Origin of the sequence: Streptomyces sp. NBC_00400 (assembly GCF_036048035.1) — a bacterium.
Lineage (GTDB): Bacteria > Actinomycetota > Actinomycetes > Streptomycetales > Streptomycetaceae > Streptomyces.
Genome location: NZ_CP107940.1, coordinates 4182580 through 4201239 on the forward strand (window position 1 = coordinate 4182580; position 18660 = coordinate 4201239).

The following is an 18660-nucleotide window of genomic DNA, read 5'->3' on the forward strand; positions in this document are numbered from 1 at the left end:
GACCGGAAGTCTCCGGAGCGGGAGATTCCGGGCTCCGGGTTCGTGGCCCGGCGTACGTCGCGTACTGTCCGCGCGTACGCCGCGCAGTGCCCGCGTATCCGCAGCGGCCGCGGCGGCCGGCCCCGCTGCCTGCCGGACATGACGAAGCCCGCCTCTCCGGGGGAAGAGAGGCGGGCGCCATCAGTCTGGACGGCCCGTCTGAGAGTTTCCTAAGAGACGCGCCGCTGCAGCAGGGCCGCGCAAGGCGCTCCTAGAACGCGGCCTCGTCGAGCTCCATCAGCGACTGGTCGACGGACTCGGCCAGAGAGCGCTGGACGCCGACGCCCGGCAGGACGTTGTGCGCGAAGAACTTCGCCGCGGCGATCTTGCCGGTGTAGAAGGGCTTGTCCTTCGCCGAGGCGCCGGCCAGCTTCCCGGCGGCCACGGCCGCACCCTTGAGCAGGAGGTAGCCGATGACGACATCGCCGGAGGCCATCAGCACGCGGGTGGTGTTCAGGCCGACCTTGTAGATGGACTTGACGTCCTTCTCGGTCGCCGCGAGGTCGGTCAGCATGGCGCCGACGATCGCCTCCAGGTCGGCGGCCGCCTTGGCCAGCTCGCCGCGGGCCTGCTCCAGCTCCTCGCCGCCGGTGTTGTCCGCGAGGAACTTCTTGATCTCGTCGGAGAGGGCGGTGAGCGCCTGGCCCTGGTCGCGGACGATCTTCCGGAAGAAGAAGTCCTGGCCCTGGATCGCGGTGGTGCCCTCGTAGAGGGTGTCGATCTTGGCGTCACGGATGTACTGCTCGATCGGGTACTCCTGCAGGTACCCGGAGCCGCCGAAGGTCTGCAGCGACTGCGCCAGCTGCTCGTAGGACTTCTCCGAGCCGTAGCCCTTGACGATCGGCAGCAGCAGGTCGTTGAGGCGGATCGCGGCGCTCGCGTCCTCGCCCGCGGCCTCCTTGACGATGATCTCGTCCTGGACCGTGGCGGTGTGGAGCACCAGGGCGCGCATGCCCTCGGCGTACGCCTTCTGCGTCATCAGCGAGCGGCGCACATCGGGGTGGTGCGTGATCGTGACGCGCGGCGCGGTCTTGTCGGTGAAGGCGGCCAGGTCCGGGCCCTGCACGCGCTCCTTGGCGTACTCCAGCGCGTTGAGGTAGCCGGTGGAGAGGGTGGCGATGGCCTTCGTGCCGACCATCATCCGGGCGAACTCGATGATCTTGAACATCTGGCGGATGCCGTCGTGCTTCTCGCCGAGCAGCCAGCCCTTGGCCGGGTGGTTGGCGCCGAAGGTCATCTCGCAGGTGTTGGAGGCCTTCAGGCCCATCTTGTGCTCGACGTTGGTGGCGTAGGCGCCGTTGCGCTCGCCCAGCTCGCCGGTCTCCCAGTCGAAGTCGTACTTCGGCACGATGAACAGCGACAGGCCCTTGGTGCCCGGACCGGCACCCTCGGGGCGGGCGAGGACGAAGTGCACGATGTTCTCGGACATGTCGTGCTCACCGGAGGTGATGAAGCGCTTGACGCCCTCGATGTGCCAGGTGCCGTCCTCCTGCTGCACGGCCTTGGTGCGGCCGGCGCCGACGTCCGAACCGGCGTCCGGCTCGGTGAGCACCATGGTGGAGCCCCACTGCTTGTCCACCATCAGCTGGGCTATGCGGTGCTGCTCCTCGGTGCCCTCCTCGAAGAGCACACCGGCGAAGGCGGGGCCGGACGCGTACATCCACACGGCCGGGTTGGCGCCCAGGATCGTCTCGGCGAAGCCCCAGAGGAGGGAGCGCGGCGCGGTGGTGCCGCCGAGCTCCTCCGGGATGCCCAGACGCCACCACTCGGCGTCCATGAAGGCCTGGTAGCTCTTCTTGAACGTGTCCGGAACCGGCGCGGTGTTGGTGTCCGGGTCGAAGACCGGCGGGTTGCGGTCGGCGTCGGTGAACGACTCGGCCAGCTCGTTCTCGGACAGCCGGGCGATCTCGGACAGCACGCTCTTGGCGGTGTCGACATCCATCTCCGCGAACGGTCCGGTGCCGTACACGCTGTCACGGCCGAGCACCTCGAAGAGGTTGAACTCGATGTCGCGGAGATTCGACTTGTAGTGCCCCATGGATACGGCTCCGTAAGGGTTCGGGAGGGAGGACCTCAAACGCAAATACCAGCAAGTAGCAAGTGCCTACGATGATGCTACCCACCGGTAATAAGAATCAACCCCTACCGCCCATCTGTGACGAGCGTCCCCCGGCGAATCGCCGACTCAGTACGCTGTGGCGCATGTACGGCTACGACCAGAACGCGGGTGCCGGGCAGCAGCAATACGGAGCGCCGCCCCCGCCGCAGCAATCGCCCCCCGGGGGCTACGGCGAGGCGCCGCTGTATCCCGAGCCGTCCCCGCCCTCTCTCGCCGATGCGGTGCGTGCCTTCACCACCGGCTCGATGTCGGCCGAGGACTTCCAGGGCATCTTCTCCACGTCCAAGATCTACTGCCCGCGCGGTGACAACCCCGGCTTCCTGGCGCTGCACAACACCCAGCAGCCGGTGATCCCGATGTTCACCTCCCTCAAGGAGCTGCGGCGGTACGCGGGCAAGGAGTCGAAGTACTTCGTGATCACCGGCGCCGAGGTGCTGGACCTGCTGCCGACCGGCTACGGGTTCGTCCTCGACATGGAGGGTGACCACCGGATGGTCTTCGACGCGAAGGCCGTGGAGCAGATGGTCGACTTCGCGATGCGGCGCATGTACGGCTGACCGCCCCTGCTGTACAGCGGGCCGAGGGCCGCCACTGCGGCGGCATCGAGGGCCGGTCCCGGGTCGGGGCCGGCCTGATTCGTGTCCGGGGCCGGGGTCGAGATCGTCCGGAGTGACCCCTTTGACCTGCGGAAATATGGACGGGAATACAGCACGCCTTGCGGGTTGTTCACCATTCAACTAAGTTGGGGGAACGACCGAGGAGGCCGTCATGCCCGCTGTGACCGTAGAGAACCCGCTGACCCTGCCGCGTGTGGCGGCGCCCGTCGCGGCGCACGCCCGTCCCGTGCTGGCCGTTGCCACCGCTCCGAGCGGCTTCGAGGGCGAGGGCTTCCCGGTGCGCCGGGCGTTCGCCGGCATCGACTACAAGCACCTCGACCCGTTCATCATGATGGACCAGATGGGCGAGGTGGAGTACGCGCCCGGAGAGGCCAAGGGCACGCCCTGGCACCCGCACCGCGGCTTCGAGACGGTGACGTATCTGCTCGACGGCACCTTCGTGCACCGTGACTCACACGGTGGCGGCGGCGTCATCAACGACGGCGACACCCAGTGGATGACGGCCGGTTCGGGTCTGCTGCACATCGAGGCGCCGCCGGAGTCGCTGGTCATGTCGGGCGGTCTCTTCCACGGCCTCCAGCTGTGGGTGAACCTGCCGAAGAGCGACAAGATGATGGCCCCTCGCTACCAGGACATCGGCGGTGGCCAGGTCAAGCTGCTGGCCTCCGGCGACGGCGGAGCGCTGCTGCGGCTGATCGCCGGTGATCTCGACGGCCACGACGGTCCGGGCATCACGCATACGCCGATCACGATGATGCATGTGACGGTGAACCCGGGCGCGGAGCTGACCCTCCCCTGGCGCAAGGACTTCAACGCCCTCGCCTACGCCCTGGCCGGACGCGGCTCGGCCGGTGCGGAGGGGCGCCCGTTCCGTATGGGGCAGTCGGTCGTGTTCGGTGCCGGGGACTCGGTCACGATCCGGGCGGACGAGTCCCAGGAGTCGCGCAGTCCGAACTTCGAGGTGGTGCTGCTCGGTGGGCTGCCGATCCGCGAGCCGATGATGCATTACGGGCCGTTCGTGATGAACACCCACGCCGAACTGGCGCAGGCCTTCGAGGACTTCCAGGCCGGCCGGCTCGGGACGATCCCCGCCGACGGGCACTGACGCCCGGTCGGCAGCAGGGGCGGCGTTTCACGTGAAACGCCGCCCCTGACACGTTTCGGGGGCCGGGTCCGGGCCTGTGGCCGTGGTGGACTGGCGGGGTGCAAAACGACTCGGAGGAAAACGGGCCCGGCGCCGGACGTGAACGGCCACGGTCCGCACCGCCGTTGCTGCCGGTCCAGGCCCGCCGTGCCGCGGCCTGGTGTCTGGTAGGGCTGCTGCTCGCGGCCGTGGTGGCCCTCGTGGTGTGGCTGTGCGTCGAACTGAGCGCGGCGGTGACGCCCGTACTGCTGGCGCTGCTCGGCAGCGGGCTGCTCGGACCGCTCTACCGGCGGCTGGTGGCGATGAAGCTCAACCGCTCACTGGCCGCCGGACTGACCTGTGCGGTCCTTGTGGTGGTGGTCGGCGGCGCCGGATACATCGTCATCAACGCGCTGGTCGACACCGGTGACCAGATCATCTCCTCGCTCAGGCAGGCCGCCAAGGACCTCTCCCAGCACTTCGGAGCGGCCGGTACCTCGCTCGACGATCTCGCCTCCCGGTCCAAGGGGCTGGTGACCAAGTTCGGCGGCACCGCGGCCTCGGGGCTGCTGACCGGTGTCAGCGCGGTCGGCCAGTTCCTCGCCGCCGCGGTCCTGGCCCTGCTGCTGACCTTCTTCTTCCTGCGGGACGCGGACAAGGCCGTCCGCACGTTGAACCACTGGGCGCCCGGCGGCTCCGCACCACAGCTGGAGCGGATGGCCCGGCGCGGCTTCCAGTCCATCGAAGGCTTTATGCGGGGCACCACCTTCATCGCCCTGATCGACGCCATCTGCATCACCGTCGGACTGCTGATCCTCCGGGTGCCGGGCGCCGTCGGGCTGGGCGCGCTGGTCTTCGTCGGCGCCTATATCCCCTACCTCGGCGCCTTCATCTCCGGCGCCGTGGCGATCCTGGTGGCGCTGGCCGACCGCGGCTTTGTGATCGCACTCTGGGCGCTCGGCGTCGTCCTGGCCGTGCAGGTGCTGGAGGGGCACGTACTGCAGCCGATGATCCAGAGCCGGACGGTCAAGATGCATCCGGCGACGGTGCTGCTGGCGATCACCGCGGGCGCCAGCGTCGCCGGGATCCTCGGCATGCTGCTGTCCGTACCGCTGACCGCCGCCGTCACCGGCATCCTCCACGAGCTGCGGGAGTACTACGCCGCGGGCCCGGACTCCGGTGACGCCGGACCCGCCGCGTCCCCCGCGTCCTCGTAGAGCTCGAACCACGTCGACTTGCCGTCCCCGCGCGGGTCCACCCCCCAGGAGCCGGCCAGCAGTTCCAGCAGCATCAGACCGCGCCCCGACGACGCCAGTTCGCCGGGGCAGCGGCGGTGCGGCAGCTCATCGCTGCTGTCGGCGACATCGACACGGATGCGCCGGGCGCCCCGTTCACCGGTGATCTCGGCGACCAGCAGCGCCTCTCCGTCGGTGTGCAGCAGGACGTTGGTGACCATCTCGGAGACCATCAGCACCGCCGAGTCCACCTGGTCCGGGTCGGCCCAGTCGTGCAGCACGTCACGGACCTGACGGCGCGCCTCGGCTATCCGCTCCGGCTCGGCCTGCGCGACGGAGAGCACGGTGCGCCGTATGGGCTGCGGCGCGAACAGGCCGCCGGTCCCGACCCCGCAGCCGGCGGCCTCGCGGCACAGCAGGAGAACGGCGATGTCGTCCTCGCGGCGGTCCGCCAGTGGCCCGGTGGTGTGGTGCGAGGACGGGCCGTGCACGGCCTGGACCAGGGCGTCGGCCAGCCGCTCCAGGCTCTCGCCGTCCCCGCCGGGCTGATGCGCCTCGATGATGTCGCGCAGCCGCGACCAGCCGGTCTCCAGATCGTGGCCGCCGGTCTCGATCAGCCCGTCGGTGCACACCATCATGGTCTCGCCGGGCTCCAGGACGAGCCGGGTGGTCGGGTAGTCGGCGTCCGGGACGATGCCCAGCGGCAGCCCGCCCGCAGTGGGCCGGACCAGCACCGTGCCGTCGCTCATCCGGATCGCCGGGTCGGGGTGGCCGGCCCGTGCGATGTCCAGCAGCCCCGTCGCCGGGTCCACCTCGATGTAGAGGCAGGTCGCAAAGCGCTGGTCCTCGCCGTGGCCGCGGAGCGCGGTCTCGTTGATGCCGGCCAGGAACCGGGAGGCACGGGAGAGCACCGCATCGGGGTGGTGCCCCTCGGAGGCATAGGCCCGCAGCGCGATCCGCAACTGCCCCATCAGGCCCGCCGCCCGCACGTCGTGCCCCTGGACATCCCCGATGACCAGCGCGATCCGGCCGGACGGCAGCGGGATCATGTCGTACCAGTCGCCGCCGACCGCCAGCCCGCCGCCGGTCGGGACATAGCGGGCCGCGACCGTCATCCCCGGGATGTCCGGCTGCACCGTGGGCATCATGCTGCGCTGCAGCCCCAGTGCCAGCTCCTGCTGCTCCTCCTGCATACCGGCCCTGGCCAGCGCCTGTGCCAGCATCCGGGCGACGGTGGTCAGCACCGAGCGCTCATCGGGCGTGAACGCCACCGGCTGGGCGAACGCCGCCATCCAGGCGCCGATCGTCCGGCCCGCGTTCACCAGCGGCAGGAACGCCCAGGACGTCCGGCGGAAGCGGGCGGCCAGCGGCCAGGTGCCGGGGTAACGGCGGCTGTACTCCTCGGGCGTGGGCAGATAGATGGCCCGGCCGGTACGGATGACCTCGGCGGCCGGATAGTCGGTCTCCAGCGTCATGGCGACGAACGGCCGCTCGTCGTCGCCGTGGTGGCCGATGACCGACAGCCGGTCGCCCTCGATGCCGAAGACCGCCAGCCCGTCCGGCATGAACCCGGGCATGGACAGTCCGGCCGCGACCCGCAGCACCTCGGCGGTGGACCGCGCCTCGGCCAGCCCCCGGCCCGCGTCCAGCAGGAACGCCTCGCGCGAGCGGCGCCAGTCGCCGGTGATCGGGGTGTGCGCGGCGGAGGTCCCGGGCTGCGGCTCGGGCACCTCCTGAAGGGTGCCGACCAGCTCGAAGCCGCCGTCGACGATGCGGGGGCGGGAGCGGGAGCGGACGATGCGCTGCACCCGTCCGCGCTCGTCCACGATGCGCAGCCGGGCCTCGGCGAGCGTCTTCTCGGCGAGCGCGAGCTGCACGATCCCGTTGATCTCGGCGAAGTCGACGGGATGAAAACGGGAGCGCACCGCGGCCTCGGTCAGCTCCGCCGGGGCGGCGGGCAGCCCGAGCAGCCGGGCCGCTTCGGAGTCGAGGGTCACCCGTCCCGCTGCGTTGTCCCAGCGCCACAGGCCGGTCGCGATGGCGGCCAGGAGATCCTCGGTGCGCATTGCCTCACTTTATGTGTGTTTAGCGGGACCGGACCAGCGATCCGGACGTGACCATCGTCCCAGTGGGGGCGCCCCGCTCCTCTGATGCGTATATGTCAACGAAGGCGTGCGGGCCGGGACGGTAACCTGGAGCGGTTATGCCAATCCTGGGGTGGCCTTTCGGGTGATCCACGGGGAGAGCGACCGGGCACCCGCGCCCGTACTCCTTTTCCTCTCCCTCTCCCGACAACTCCTCACCTCGACCTCGCGACGACTTGGATGAGCGATGCATCGGTACCGGTCCCATAACTGCGGCGAGCTCCGAGCCGCGGACGTCGACACCGACGTCCGCCTCAGTGGCTGGCTGCACAATCGACGTGACCTGGGCGGCATCCTCTTCATCGATCTGCGCGACCACTACGGTCTCGTTCAGCTCGTCGCCCGCCCCGGCACCCCCGCCAACGAGGCCCTTGGCTCCCTGACCAAGGAGACCGTCGTCCGGATCGACGGCAAGGTCAGCGCGCGCGGCGCCGACAACGTCAACCCCGACCTGCCGACGGGTGAGATCGAGATCGAGGTCTCCGACGTCGAGGTGCTCGGCGCCGCCGACCAGATCCCCTTCACGATCAACGCGGACGACGGCGTCAACGAGGAGCGGCGCCTCGAGTACCGCTTCCTCGACCTGCGCCGCGAGCGGATGCACCGCAACATCATGCTGCGCACCGCCGTCATCTCCGCCATCCGCCACAAGATGGTGACCCTCGGCTTCAACGAGATGGCGACCCCGATCCTGTCCGCGACCTCCCCCGAGGGCGCCCGTGACTTCCTGGTCCCCTCGCGTCTGCACGCCGGCAAGTTCTATGCGCTGCCGCAGGCCCCGCAGCAGTTCAAGCAGCTGCTGATGATCGCCGGCTTCGACCGCTACTTCCAGATCGCGCCCTGCTTCCGCGACGAGGACGCCCGCGCGGACCGCTCGCCGGGCGAGTTCTACCAGCTCGACATCGAGATGAGCTTCGTCGAGCAGGAAGACGTCTTCGGGCCCGTCGAGAAGCTGATGACCGAGCTGTTCACCGAGTTCGGCAACGGCCGTACGGTCACCTCCCCCTTCCCGCGCATCCCGTTCCGCGAGGCGATGCTCAAGTACGGCTCCGACAAGCCGGACCTGCGCGCCGAGCTGGAGCTGGTCGATGTCTCGGACGTCTTCGCCGGCTCCGGCTTCAAGGCCTTCGCCGACAAGCACGTCCGCGCCCTGGCCGTGCCGGACACCGCTGACCAGTCGCGCAAGTTCTTCGACCAGCTGGGTGACTTCGCCGTCCAGCAGGGCGCCAAGGGCCTGGCCTGGGTCCGGGTCGGCGAGGAGAATGCGCTGACCGGTCCGATCGCCAAGTTCCTCACCGAGGACGACATCAAGGCGCTGGTCGCCGCCCTGGACCTCAAGGCCGGCCACGCCGTCTTCTTCGGTGCCGGCGAGTTCGACGAGGTCTCCAAGATCATGGGTGCGGTCCGCGTCGAGGCCGCCAAGCGCGTCGGCCGCTTCGTCGAGGGCGAGTTCCGCTTCTGCTGGATCGTCGACTTCCCGATGTTCGAGAAGGACGAGGACACCGGCAAGATCGAGTTCTCGCACAACCCCTTCTCCATGCCGCAGGGCGGCCTGGAGGCGCTGGAGACCAAGGACCCGCTGGACATCCTGGCCTGGCAGTACGACATCGTCTGCAACGGCACCGAGCTGTCCTCCGGCGCCATCCGGAACCACGAGCCCGAGGTCATGTACAAGGCCTTCGCGATCGCCGGCTACGACAAGGAGACGGTCGAGGCGGAGTTCGGCGGCATGCTCCGTGCCTTCAAGTTCGGCGCCCCGCCGCACGGTGGCATCGCCCCCGGCGTCGACCGCATCGTCATGCTGCTGGCCGACGAGCCCAACATCCGCGAGACCATCGCCTTCCCGCTCAACGGCAACGCCCAGGACCTGCTGATGGGCGCCCCGAGCGAGGTCGACGAGGCGCGCCTCAAGGAGCTGCACCTCTCCCTGCGCAAGCCGCAGGCGAAGTAGGCGGCAGCGCCCGGGGCGAGAAGCCCCGAACAGGCTGAGGGGCGGCGTTTCACGTGAAACGCCGCCCCGGCCCGTGTGCAGGCCCGTGGGGCGTAGGCGGCCGGGAGCGGCACATCCCCGGGACGGCTCCGGACCCGGCCGAGTGCCCCGACCGCCCCATCCGTGTGGCAGGGCCCCGGCAGGGCACGCACTGTGGTGCTCATGCAGCAAGCAAGTCTCCTCACCGCCAGGTCCGCCCTGGGGCCGCCGGCTCGGGTGACCCGCCCCGTCCCGGCCGGCGATCTGCGGTGGCTCACCGCCGTGGCCGTCGTCTTCACCGCCTGCCTGCTCGCCTCCGCAGTCGCCGCCCCCGGCCTGGGGTGGGACGAGACGGTGTACGTCAGCCAGGTCGACCCCCATGCGCCGGCCGCGTTCTTCAGCGCCCCGCGCGCCCGCGGTGTCACCTTCCTGCTCGCCCCGGTGGCGGCCCTGACGGCCTCGGCGACCGTGCTGCACTGCTACCTGGCGGTGCTCTCCGGCGCCGCGCTCCTGCTCACCCTGTGCATCTGGCGCCGGGTGCTGCCCGCCCCCGTACCGGCCCTGGGCGGCGCACTGTTCGCCGGGCTGTGGGTCACGCTCTTCTACGGCGGGCAGGCGATGCCCAACCTGTGGGTCGGCTACGCCGCGCTCGCCGCCACCGGCTGCTTCCTGCGGGCCGTACGGCAGCCGCCCCGCCAACTGGCCCCGCGCCGCGACTGGCGTGCCGCGGCCGGCCTCGCCGCCGCGGTCGCCGTGACCGCGCTGATGCGTCCCACCGACGCCATCTGGCTGGCCGTGCCGCTCTGCGCCGCCGCGCTGTGCGTCCCGACCTGGCGACGCCCCGCCGTGCTGCTCGCGCTGCCGGCCGGCCTGGCCCTGGGGTGTGCCCCCTGGGTCGTGGAGGCGTATCTGTCCTACGGCGGGCTTTTGGCACGGCTGCACAGGGCCGGGCAGATTCAGGGCGGTCTCGGCTGGCATCTGACCTTCGACGACCACGCACGGGCACTCCAGGGCAAGACACTGTGCCGCCCCTGCCATCTGAGCTGGGAACATCCGGTGACGGCGGTGTGGTGGCTGGTGCTGCCCCTGGCGGTCGCCGGAGCGGTGTGGGCGGCGCTGCGCGCCCGCGAGCCCCGTGGCGGGCTGCACGGGTACGGGCCTGCGGACCGCAGCGGGGCCCGGCACCCCCTCGGGCTGGCGCCCATCCGGCCCGGCAGCCTCGGCCCGGACCCGGCGGACGATTCGGCGCCCGGCGGCGGGCGGCACGGCCGCGGCCCCGCCTGGCCGCTGGTGCGCCTGAGCGACCCCCGCGGTCCGCTGCACCGGTACGGCCCGGCTCCCGTCGTCCTCCCGGCCCTGGCCGGCCTCTGCCTGGCCGCCCCCTACCTCCTGACGGTGGACTACGCCGCCCCCCGCTTCCTGCTGCCCGCCTATGCCCTGCTGATGATGCCGGCCGCCTGGTTCCTGTACTGGCTGACCCTCCTGCCGCGCCGCCGGCACGCCTGGGCGGTGGCCGTCCTCGTCCTTGTGCTGCTGGGCCACGAGGTCATCCAACTGACGGTCTGGCACACGATGGTGCGGAGCACCGCACGGGCACAGGCCGGTGTCGAGCGGGTCGCCACGGCGCTGCGGGCGGCCGGTGTACGGCCGCCGTGCGTGGTGAGCGGCGAGGAGGCGGTACGGGTGGCGTACCGGGCGGGCTGTGCGTCCCGCCAGCCCCACGGCCATGACGCCAGCATCACCCCCGCGGGCCTGGCCGAGCTGGGTGCGCGCCGTCCGGTCGCCGTCGTGGTGGCAGGCGGTCAGCGGCCGCCGGCTTACGCCCGTGGCTGGCGGCGGGTCACCCTGCCGCCGGTGCCGGGCTTCGGACGCCTGGCCGCTTATGTGTCCTCGCCGCGCAAGCGCTGAGCGACGTCCTGCCCGGGGACCGGAAAGTGTCCGGACGCAGCGCGCCCGTCCGGCCCAGGGGGCGGACGGGCGTGACTGCGGTGCTGAGAGGTCCGGGCGCGAACACACCCGCGCCCCCACCGAATTGCCGCCCCGGGGCGCCGGCCGGAACCGACGCGCACGGGCGGTCCTGGCTTACTGCTCCGCGCCGCCGAAGCGCTCGCGGTAGGACTCCAGGTCCTCCTCGGTGATCTTCGCGAAGAGCACCGGCGGCACCGTGAAGGGCGTCCCGGCGGGTACCGAGGCCAACGCCTTCGCGTCCTTGGGCGAGACCCACACCGCGGTGTCGTTCTCCAGGGCGAAGGCCCCCCGCATCGCCTTGGCCGAGGACGGGATGAACGGCTCGGAGACGATCGCGTAGAGGTGGATGAGGTTCATCGCCGTACGCAGCGTCAGCGCCGCCGCGTCCTTGTCGGTCTTGATCTCCAGCCACGGGGCCTTCTCCTCCAGGTAGGAGTTGCCCGCGCTCCACAGGGCGCGCAGCGAGGCCGCGGCCTTACGGAACTGCAGGGCCTCCATGTGGCCCTCGTACTCCGTCAGCAGCCCGGCGATTTCCTCCCCGAGCTTCTGCTCCGCGGCCCCGGCCTCGGCGCCCGCGGGCACCTCGTCACCGAACCGCTTGCGCGAGAACGACAGCACCCGGTTGACGAAGTTGCCGAGGGTGTCCGCCAGGTCCTTGTTGACCGACGCCGAGAACAGCTCCCAGGTGAAGGAGGTGTCGTCCGACTCCGGGGCGTTGGCGATCAGGAAGTAGCGCCAGTAGTCGGCGGGCAGCAGCTCCAGCGCCGCGTCCGTGAAGATGCCGCGCCGCTGGGAGGTGGAGAACTTCCCGCCGTAGTAGTTGAGCCAGTTGAAGGCCTTGAGGAAGTCGACCTTCTTCCACGGCTCGCGGGTGCCCAGCTGCGTCGCCGGGAACATCACGGAGTGGAACGGCACATTGTCCTTGGCCATGAACTCCGTGTACCGGACGTCATCGGCCTCGTACCACCACGACTTCCAGTCGCGGCTCCCGTCGGAGACGGCGTCCGCCCACTCCTTCGTCGACCCGATGTACTCGATCGGGGCGTCGAACCAGACGTAGAAGACCTTGCCCTCGGCCGCCAGCTCCGGCCACACATCGGCCGGCACCGGAACGCCCCAGTCCAGGTCACGGGTGATCGCCCGGTCCTGGAGGCCTTCGGTCAGCCACTTGTGCGCGATGGACGAGGCCAGCGTCGGCCAGTCCTTGCTGCCGTTGCCGTCCAGCCAGCCCTCGACCTCGTGCTGCAGCTTCGACTGGAGCAGGAAGAGGTGCTTGGTCTCGCGCACCTCCAGCTCACCGCTGCCGCTGATCGCCGACCGGGCGTCGATCAGGTCGGTCGGGTCGAGCACCCGGGTGCAGTTCTCGCACTGGTCGCCGCGCGCCTTGTCGTAGCCGCAGTGCGGACACGTGCCGACGATGTAGCGGTCGGGCAGGAAGCGGTCGTCGGCGATCGAGAAGACCTGGCGGATCGCCCGCTCCTCGATGAAGCCGTTCTCGTGGAGCTTGCGCGCGAAGTGCTGCGTCAGCTCCACGTTCTCCCGCGACGAGCTCCGGCCGAAGTAGTCGAATTCGAGGCCGAAGCCCTCGTAGATCGCCTTCTGCTTGTCGTGCTGTTCCGCACAGAACGCGTCGACCGACCGGCCCGCGTCCTTCGCCGCCAGCTCGGCGGGGGTCCCGTGCTCGTCCGTCGCGCAGATGTAGAGCACGTCGTGCCCGCGCTGGCGCATATACCGCGCATACACATCGGCCGGGAGCATGGACCCCACCATGTTGCCCAGGTGCTTGATCCCGTTGATATACGGAAGGGCGCTGGTGATGAGGTGTCGAGCCATTGCCGGCTGCTCCCAAGTCGCTACGGTGAGTGAGGATTTGCTTTACGGAACGTCAATATCGTACTGGACGGGGTGGGGGTGCCCGTGCGGCCTTTTCCGGGGCGAGGGGCCCGCCCGTTCCGCCTTCTCACGCCGCCGCGTCCGCCGACTCCGCGCTGTCCGCCGCCGGGACCTGGCCCTGCCTCGCGGGCCGGCCGTTGACCAGCAGCCCGGCGACCAGCGCAGCCAGCAGCATGATCGCCGAACCCGCACCGATGGCCACGGTGAACCCGTGCACCACTCCGCTCTTGACGATCCCGTCCCGCACCGCCGGGGTGAGCCCGAGTGCCCCGCTGCTGCGGGCCGCGTTCGCCAGGTGATCCGCGATATACGCCGCACTCGTCGAGGTCGCGATCGTGTTCAGCAGCGCCGTGCCGATCGAACCGCCCACCTGCTGCGCCGTGTTGACCGTCGCGGACGTGACGCCGGAGTCGTGCGCAGCGACCCCGGACGTGGCCGTCGCCATCACCGGCATGAAGGTCAGGCCCATGCCGAGGCCGACCAGCAGCATGGCCGGGAGCACATGGGAGACATACGCGGGCTCGGCCGTCAGGAACGTCAGGGTGAAGAGCCCCGCGGAGGCGAGGAGGGCGCCCGGGACCATCAGGAACCGGGGCGGGATCCGGTGCAGCAGCCTCGCCGAGATCTGCGTCGACCCGACGACGATCGCCACCACCATCGGCAGGAAGGCCACCCCGGTCCTTACCGGTGAATATCCGAGCACGGTCTGGAGGTAATAGGTCATGAAAAGGAACATTCCGAACAGCCCGATGACCGCCAGTGCCATGGTCAGGAAGGCGCCGCCACGATTCCGGTTGCGGACGATGTGCAACGGCAGCAGGGGGTGGCGCGCCCTCGTCTGCCACCACGCGAAAGCGCCCAGCAGCGCCACACCCCCCACCAGCAGCCCGAGGACCAGCCCGTCCCCCCAGCCCCGCGGCTCCGCTTCACTGCACCCGTACACGATCGCGACCAGACCGCCGCAGCCCAGCACCACGCCCGGCGCGTCCAGCCAGACGCGCCCCCGCTCGGGCCGGTCGCGCAGGAACACGGCGGCCCCGATGAAGGCGACCACGGCGATCGGGACGTTCACATACAGGCACCAGCGCCAGTTCAGATACTGGGTCAGCAGCCCGCCGGCGATCAGCCCGATGGCCGCGCCCCCGCCGGCAATGGCGCCGTAGATCCCGAAGGCCTTGCTGCGTTCCTTCCCGATGGTGAAGGTGGTGGTCAGCAACGACAGCGCGGAGGGGGCCAGCAGCGCCGCGAAGGCGCCCTGCAGCGCCCGCGCCCCGAAGAGCAGCCCGGACCCGGTGGCCGCGCCGCCCAGCCCGGACGCGATCGCGAAGCCGACCAGTCCGATCATGAAGGTCTTCTTCCGCCCCACCATGTCGGCGATCCGCCCGCCGAGCAGCAGCAGCCCGCCGAACGCGAGCGTGTACGCGGTGATCACCCACTGGCGGTTCGCGTCCGACATCCCCAGGTCCCGCTGGGCCGAGGGCAGAGCGATGTTCACGATGCTCGCGTCCAGCACCACCATCAACTGCGCAATCGCGATCACCACCAGCGCCCACCAGCGCCGTGGATCGGGCTCGGCCGCGGTGGCCCAGGAAGGAATGCTGGGCCTGCGCGGCGCCGGAGGCGGCTCGCCGCCCCCCTCTCGGCTCGCCTCACCCATCACGACCCACCTCGCTCGCTGGTACGGCAGCCCCGGCACGCCCCGCCGGCCGACACCTGAGCGGCAGGGAGAAAGCAGGGCATTTCCCCCATTCAGCGTAGGCAGTGGGGCGGGGCGGCGCCTGCTGTGCTGGGCGGGGCGGGACGAGGGGCGGCCGGACGGCTCGCCTTCGGCGCGCCGTGGCGTACTCGGGCGCCTCTTCCGGGGGCCTGCGGGCCTCAGTCCATGGGTTTCCGGACCTCGGTGCGGATCTTGGCCGTTTCGTCGGCGAGGGCCTGGAGGTCGACGGACTGCGGGTCCCGCGCCGGATCGGCGCCGTCGGCCGTGGCGACACTCACGTTCGTACGGGAATCGGCCCAGATGCAATACGGCAGGGTGATCTTCTGTCCTGCCTCCCGGCGCACATCCACACCGCAGGTCAGCGGGTCTCCGCCGCCGCTCGGGGTGACTTTCCGGTCCGACACCGCGACGTCCGTGTTTTCGCCGCTCGTCATTCCCTGCAAGGTGTGATCGACGGCTGTCGCAGGGTCGTCGATGGTGCCGTAAATACCCATCATCACCAGCGACGTGGTGCCGTTCGAGTACTGCCCGCCCGCGGTCTTCAGCCCGTGCCCGCCGGCCCCCTCGTGCGGCACCGACGCATCGGCCTGCTGGGAGACGTCCTTGACGAGCTTGTACTTCCCGCCGGCCAGCGTCTGCGGAACCGTGATCCGGTACTTGGGGCCTTGGTCGTCGCCGGAGCCGCCACCGGAGCCCTGGCCGCCGTGCAGTGCTGCGGAGGAGACCACCCCCAGGAGCGCCAGGCCGCCGACCGTCGCGCCGGCGATCGCCCATTTCTTCCCGGCGCTTTTCCTGGGCGGGAAGGGCGGCGGCATCCCCGGCCCGCCGTACCCGAACGGGGCCTGCTGCGGGGCGCCGTAGGGGGCTTGTTGTCCGTAGGGCCCTGGCTGTCCATACGGTCCTGGCTGTCCGTAAGGACCCGGCGCCGGGGCCGCGGGTATCCAGCCTCCCGGAGCCGGCTGCTGGGAGCCGGCGGGCTGCTGGGGGCCGCCCGGCTGATGGCCGCCCGGCTGCCCGGGTGGCGGCGCGCCGGGCGGGAAGCCGTGCCCGGGCCCATTCCCGAACCCCGGCTGAGGCTGCTGCGGCGTATTCATTTATTCCCCCTCGTTCCGGATTGACGGACTCGTTCCGCATATTCGGGCTTGTTCACCATTCACGGATGAACCTTTTGCCCGTGTCGAATTCCGTCCGTCATATTCGTCATAGGCGGGTGTCGTGGCGCGGCACCCGGGAGTATTCGTGGTCGGTTATTTCGAGGAACACTCTGTCATACGGGATCGGTAACGCCATGGGCGGTGTCCGGCGGATAAGCGTCCCTGAGGTTCTTTTTCTTTCTCCCGTGGGCGGCCCCGTACAGCCGGGCACGAAAGGGGACGGCCGCGGCGGGCCCGGGGCCCGGCCGCGGCCGGTGAGGTGTCGTCAGAGGAGCGGAAGCGCGGTCCGCTGAAGAGCGGTCAGCTGTCCTTGATGATGCCCGCGGTGCGGGCCTCGGCGAGCCACTCGGGGAACTCGACCATCAGCTGCTGGTAGAGCTCGTCGTGGGAGAGGCTGCGCGGGTCGCGGCCGGCGTGGAAGAAGCCGGCATTGTCGACGACGCGCTTCTCCGGAACGGCCAGGTCGTCGAGCTTGCGGAGGAAGTCGAAGCCCTTGGCGTCCGGGTCCCCGAAGCCGATGAACTGCCAGAAGATGGGGAGTCCGGCCGCCTCGCAGAGCGCCTTTTCGGCGGCCGGCTTGGAGGTCGGGGCACCGTCGGTCTGGAAGATGACGAAGGCCGGGGCGGTGGAGCCGGACTTCTTGTAGTGCTCGACGACGGCGTTGATGGCCCAGTGGTAGTTCGTACGGCCCATGTGGCCGAGGCCGGCGTGCAGTTCCGCGATGCGGCCCTCGTAGTGGGTGAGGTCGATGTCGGCGGTGCCGTCGATGTCGGTGGAGAAGAAGACGACGGGGACGGTGGCGTCGTCGTCGAAGTGGGCGGAGAGGCCGAGGGCCTGCTCGGCGAGGTTCTGGACCGTGCCGTCCTTGTAGTAGTTGCGCATCGAGCCGGAGCGGTCGAGGACCAGGTAGACGGCGGCGCGCTGGGTGGCGAGGCCGTGCTTGTCCAGGGTGGCGGCCGCGGACTTGTAGAGGCTGAGGAGCGCGGGGGCCGTGGTGGGCAGGGAGCCCGCGCCCTCGGGCCGGTCCTCCGCCTGCGGCTTCGCCTCGGTCGCCGGCTCGGCTGCTGCGGCCTTCACGTCGGCGACCTTCGCCTCGGCGGTCTCTGCCGCGGCTGCCTTCGCCTCGACGGCCTTGTCTTCGGCGGCCTTGTCCTCGGCTGCCTTCACGTCGGCGGCCTTGTCCTCGGCCTCCTCGGCTTCGGGCGCCAGGTCGGTCGGCAGGGCGGCCTCGGGGGTGGCGTTCGGCTGGTCGGCGGCCTTGGCCTCGGTGTCGGCCCCCGGCTCGGTGTCGGCCTTCGCCTCAGCCTTCTCTTCGGGCTTCGCTTCCGGCTCGGGCGTGGCCTCCGGCTCGGGCGCAACCTCCGGTGCTGCCGCCGCCTCTGCCGCGGGCTGCTCGGTCTCGTTCTCGGTCTCGTTCTCGGCCTCGGCAACTGCAGTCTCGGCAACTGCCTTGTCCGCAGGCTCCGCGACGGCCGCCACCGCAGCCTCGACCTTCGGCTCGGCCGCCACCGCAGCCTCGACCTTCGGCTCGGCCTCCACCGCAGCCTCGGCCTCCGCCACGGGCTCCGGCTTGTCGAAGGCCTGGCTCACCAGGTCGGAGACGGGGCCGGAAGCGGCCGGGGTGGCAGCCGGGGCCGCTTCCGCGGTGGCCGGCTCGGTCGTCGCGGGTGCACCGGCGTCGGCGTGGGCGTCGGCGTGGGCGTCGGCGTCGGCGTCGGCACCAGCCTCGTCCTCCCGCACCGCGGCGGTCTCCGCCGGCCGGTCTCCCCGGTCCGCCCGGCCGCCCTGTGCCGGCAGCGTCGCGGTCGTCGGAGCCGGCGACGGGTCCGTGTCGGGACTCTCCGTGGGGGCGGTCCGTGCGGCCGGGACCCCGGCCTCCGGGGTGGCGGCCGGGGCGGACTCCTCGCGAGCCTCCGGGATGGTCGCGGACTCCGGCTTGTCGGCGCCGCTCGGGGCCGCGCCGGTTTCTTCACGGGTCGCCTTGGAGCGACCGAAAGCGTTGCGCAGCAGACTCCGAATGCCCATCGGCGAACCTCTCTTGCGTGTGGTGGGTGCGGCGTATGTCCGTGAAGCGCGGACATGTCCCTGACCAGGACGGATACGTAAGGGTAGCCGCCGACACCGGCCTCATCGTGGGACCCCGCGCCTTGTGCGGTGGGCCATCCGGGGGTGTTGCGGAGGCCGGCGGTTTCAGCCGGCGCGGCCCGGGCGCGTTCGCCCTGCGTACGCGGTGGTCCGGTCGTCCGCACCCGCTCCTCGGCCGTCCACAAAACCTCCCCGCAGTCCGTACGAGCCGTCCTGCCGGGACGTACCCACCGCCCCGGCGGCCGCGCACCGACTGCCCCGGCGGCCCGTACCCACCGGCCCGACGTGTCCGTACGCGCTGCCCGACGGTACGCACCGCCCGCCCGGACCGGCGCACCGGCTCCCGCCCTGTCACTCAGGGCGCCTTGGCCGTGCGGAGAGGTTCGTCGATGGGTAGGAGGCCTGCGTCGCAATGGGCCGTAGGGGAAGGCGCGTTGGTGCGGCCCCGGCCACGACTCCGGCCGCGGCACCGGCACGGCACCGGCTCCGGGCCCGCCCACATCACGCCGCGGAAACGATGTGGCAAGAGCTGGGTAAGAAGTGAGTCGCTCACGTATCCGATGGGCAGGTGTGCCCGTCTTCTCCGGTGACCATTGT

The 18660-nt window shown here is 70.8% G+C and carries 11 protein-coding genes; 5 read left to right on the forward strand and 6 right to left on the reverse strand.

Features of this window, described 5'->3' with window-relative positions; translation table 11 throughout:
- Positions 1–250: 250 nt before the first annotated feature.
- Positions 251–2077, reverse strand: a complete 1827-nt coding sequence (locus OHS81_RS18180; protein WP_328385789.1) for an acyl-CoA dehydrogenase — start codon at positions 2075–2077, stop codon at positions 251–253.
- 164 nt (positions 2078–2241) lie between these two features.
- Here OHS81_RS18180 and OHS81_RS18185 point away from each other — a divergent pair, with 164 nt between their 5' ends.
- From OHS81_RS18185 to OHS81_RS18195, 3 genes are all read left to right on the forward strand, one after another.
- Positions 2242–2715, forward strand: a complete 474-nt coding sequence (locus tag OHS81_RS18185) for an SseB family protein (protein WP_328385790.1) — start codon at positions 2242–2244, stop codon at positions 2713–2715.
- Between the two features lie 211 nt (positions 2716–2926).
- Positions 2927–3880, forward strand: a complete 954-nt coding sequence (locus tag OHS81_RS18190; protein ID WP_328385791.1) for a pirin family protein — start codon at positions 2927–2929, stop codon at positions 3878–3880.
- Between the two features lie 98 nt (positions 3881–3978).
- The gene (locus tag OHS81_RS18195) at positions 3979–5115 is read left to right on the forward strand and encodes an AI-2E family transporter (RefSeq protein WP_328385792.1); all 1137 of its coding nucleotides are present in this window, start codon (positions 3979–3981) and stop codon (positions 5113–5115) included.
- On the opposite strand, the gene OHS81_RS18200 is transcribed toward OHS81_RS18195, so the two are convergent.
- Positions 5055–7199: an ATP-binding SpoIIE family protein phosphatase gene (locus OHS81_RS18200; RefSeq protein WP_328385793.1), complete on the reverse strand. Its 2145-nt coding sequence runs from the start codon at positions 7197–7199 to the stop codon at positions 5055–5057. The two genes, OHS81_RS18195 and OHS81_RS18200, sit on opposite strands and share 61 nt — an antisense overlap.
- Positions 7200–7464: 265 nt before the next feature.
- Between OHS81_RS18200 and aspS the strand changes: the two genes are divergently transcribed.
- On the forward strand, positions 7465–9228 hold the full coding sequence (gene aspS, locus OHS81_RS18205) for an aspartate--tRNA ligase (protein ID WP_328385794.1): 1764 nt from the start codon (positions 7465–7467) through the stop codon (positions 9226–9228).
- Between the two features lie 201 nt (positions 9229–9429).
- On the forward strand, positions 9430–11154 hold the full coding sequence (locus OHS81_RS18210; RefSeq protein WP_328385795.1) for a hypothetical protein: 1725 nt from the start codon (positions 9430–9432) through the stop codon (positions 11152–11154).
- A gap of 174 nt (positions 11155–11328) precedes the next feature.
- Here OHS81_RS18210 and metG read toward each other — a convergent pair whose 3' ends face one another.
- The 4 genes from metG to OHS81_RS18230 form a co-directional block, all read right to left on the reverse strand.
- On the reverse strand, positions 11329–13047 hold the full coding sequence (metG, locus tag OHS81_RS18215) for a methionine--tRNA ligase (protein ID WP_328385796.1): 1719 nt from the start codon (positions 13045–13047) through the stop codon (positions 11329–11331).
- Between the two features lie 127 nt (positions 13048–13174).
- Positions 13175–14650, reverse strand: a complete 1476-nt coding sequence (locus tag OHS81_RS18220) for an MFS transporter (RefSeq protein WP_443058858.1) — start codon at positions 14648–14650, stop codon at positions 13175–13177.
- Between the two features lie 332 nt (positions 14651–14982).
- Positions 14983–15639, reverse strand: coding sequence for a hypothetical protein (locus tag OHS81_RS18225; protein ID WP_328385798.1), 657 nt, complete (start codon positions 15637–15639; stop codon positions 14983–14985).
- 639 nt (positions 15640–16278) lie between these two features.
- Positions 16279–18003: a vWA domain-containing protein gene (locus tag OHS81_RS18230; RefSeq protein WP_328385799.1), complete on the reverse strand. Its 1725-nt coding sequence runs from the start codon at positions 18001–18003 to the stop codon at positions 16279–16281.
- Positions 18004–18660 lie beyond the last annotated feature (657 nt).

What these genes read in the sequence shown, in the direction of transcription:
- OHS81_RS18210 (WP_328385795.1), top strand. Translation starts at nt 9,430, where the DNA reads ATGCAGCAAGCAAGTCTCCTCACCGCCAGGTCCGCCCTGGGGCCGCCG.
- OHS81_RS18185 (WP_328385790.1), top strand. Translation starts at nt 2,242, where the DNA reads ATGTACGGCTACGACCAGAACGCGGGTGCCGGGCAGCAGCAATACGGA.
- OHS81_RS18180 (WP_328385789.1), bottom strand. Translation starts at nt 2,077, where the DNA reads ATGGGGCACTACAAGTCGAATCTCCGCGACATCGAGTTCAACCTCTTC.
- OHS81_RS18230 (WP_328385799.1), bottom strand. Translation starts at nt 18,003, where the DNA reads ATGGGCATTCGGAGTCTGCTGCGCAACGCTTTCGGTCGCTCCAAGGCG.
- OHS81_RS18190 (WP_328385791.1), top strand. Translation starts at nt 2,927, where the DNA reads ATGCCCGCTGTGACCGTAGAGAACCCGCTGACCCTGCCGCGTGTGGCG.
- metG (WP_328385796.1), bottom strand. Translation starts at nt 13,047, where the DNA reads ATGGCTCGACACCTCATCACCAGCGCCCTTCCGTATATCAACGGGATC.
- OHS81_RS18200 (WP_328385793.1), bottom strand. Translation starts at nt 7,199, where the DNA reads ATGCGCACCGAGGATCTCCTGGCCGCCATCGCGACCGGCCTGTGGCGC.
- aspS (WP_328385794.1), top strand. Translation starts at nt 7,465, where the DNA reads ATGCATCGGTACCGGTCCCATAACTGCGGCGAGCTCCGAGCCGCGGAC.
- OHS81_RS18225 (WP_328385798.1), bottom strand. Translation starts at nt 15,639, where the DNA reads ATGCCGCCGCCCTTCCCGCCCAGGAAAAGCGCCGGGAAGAAATGGGCG.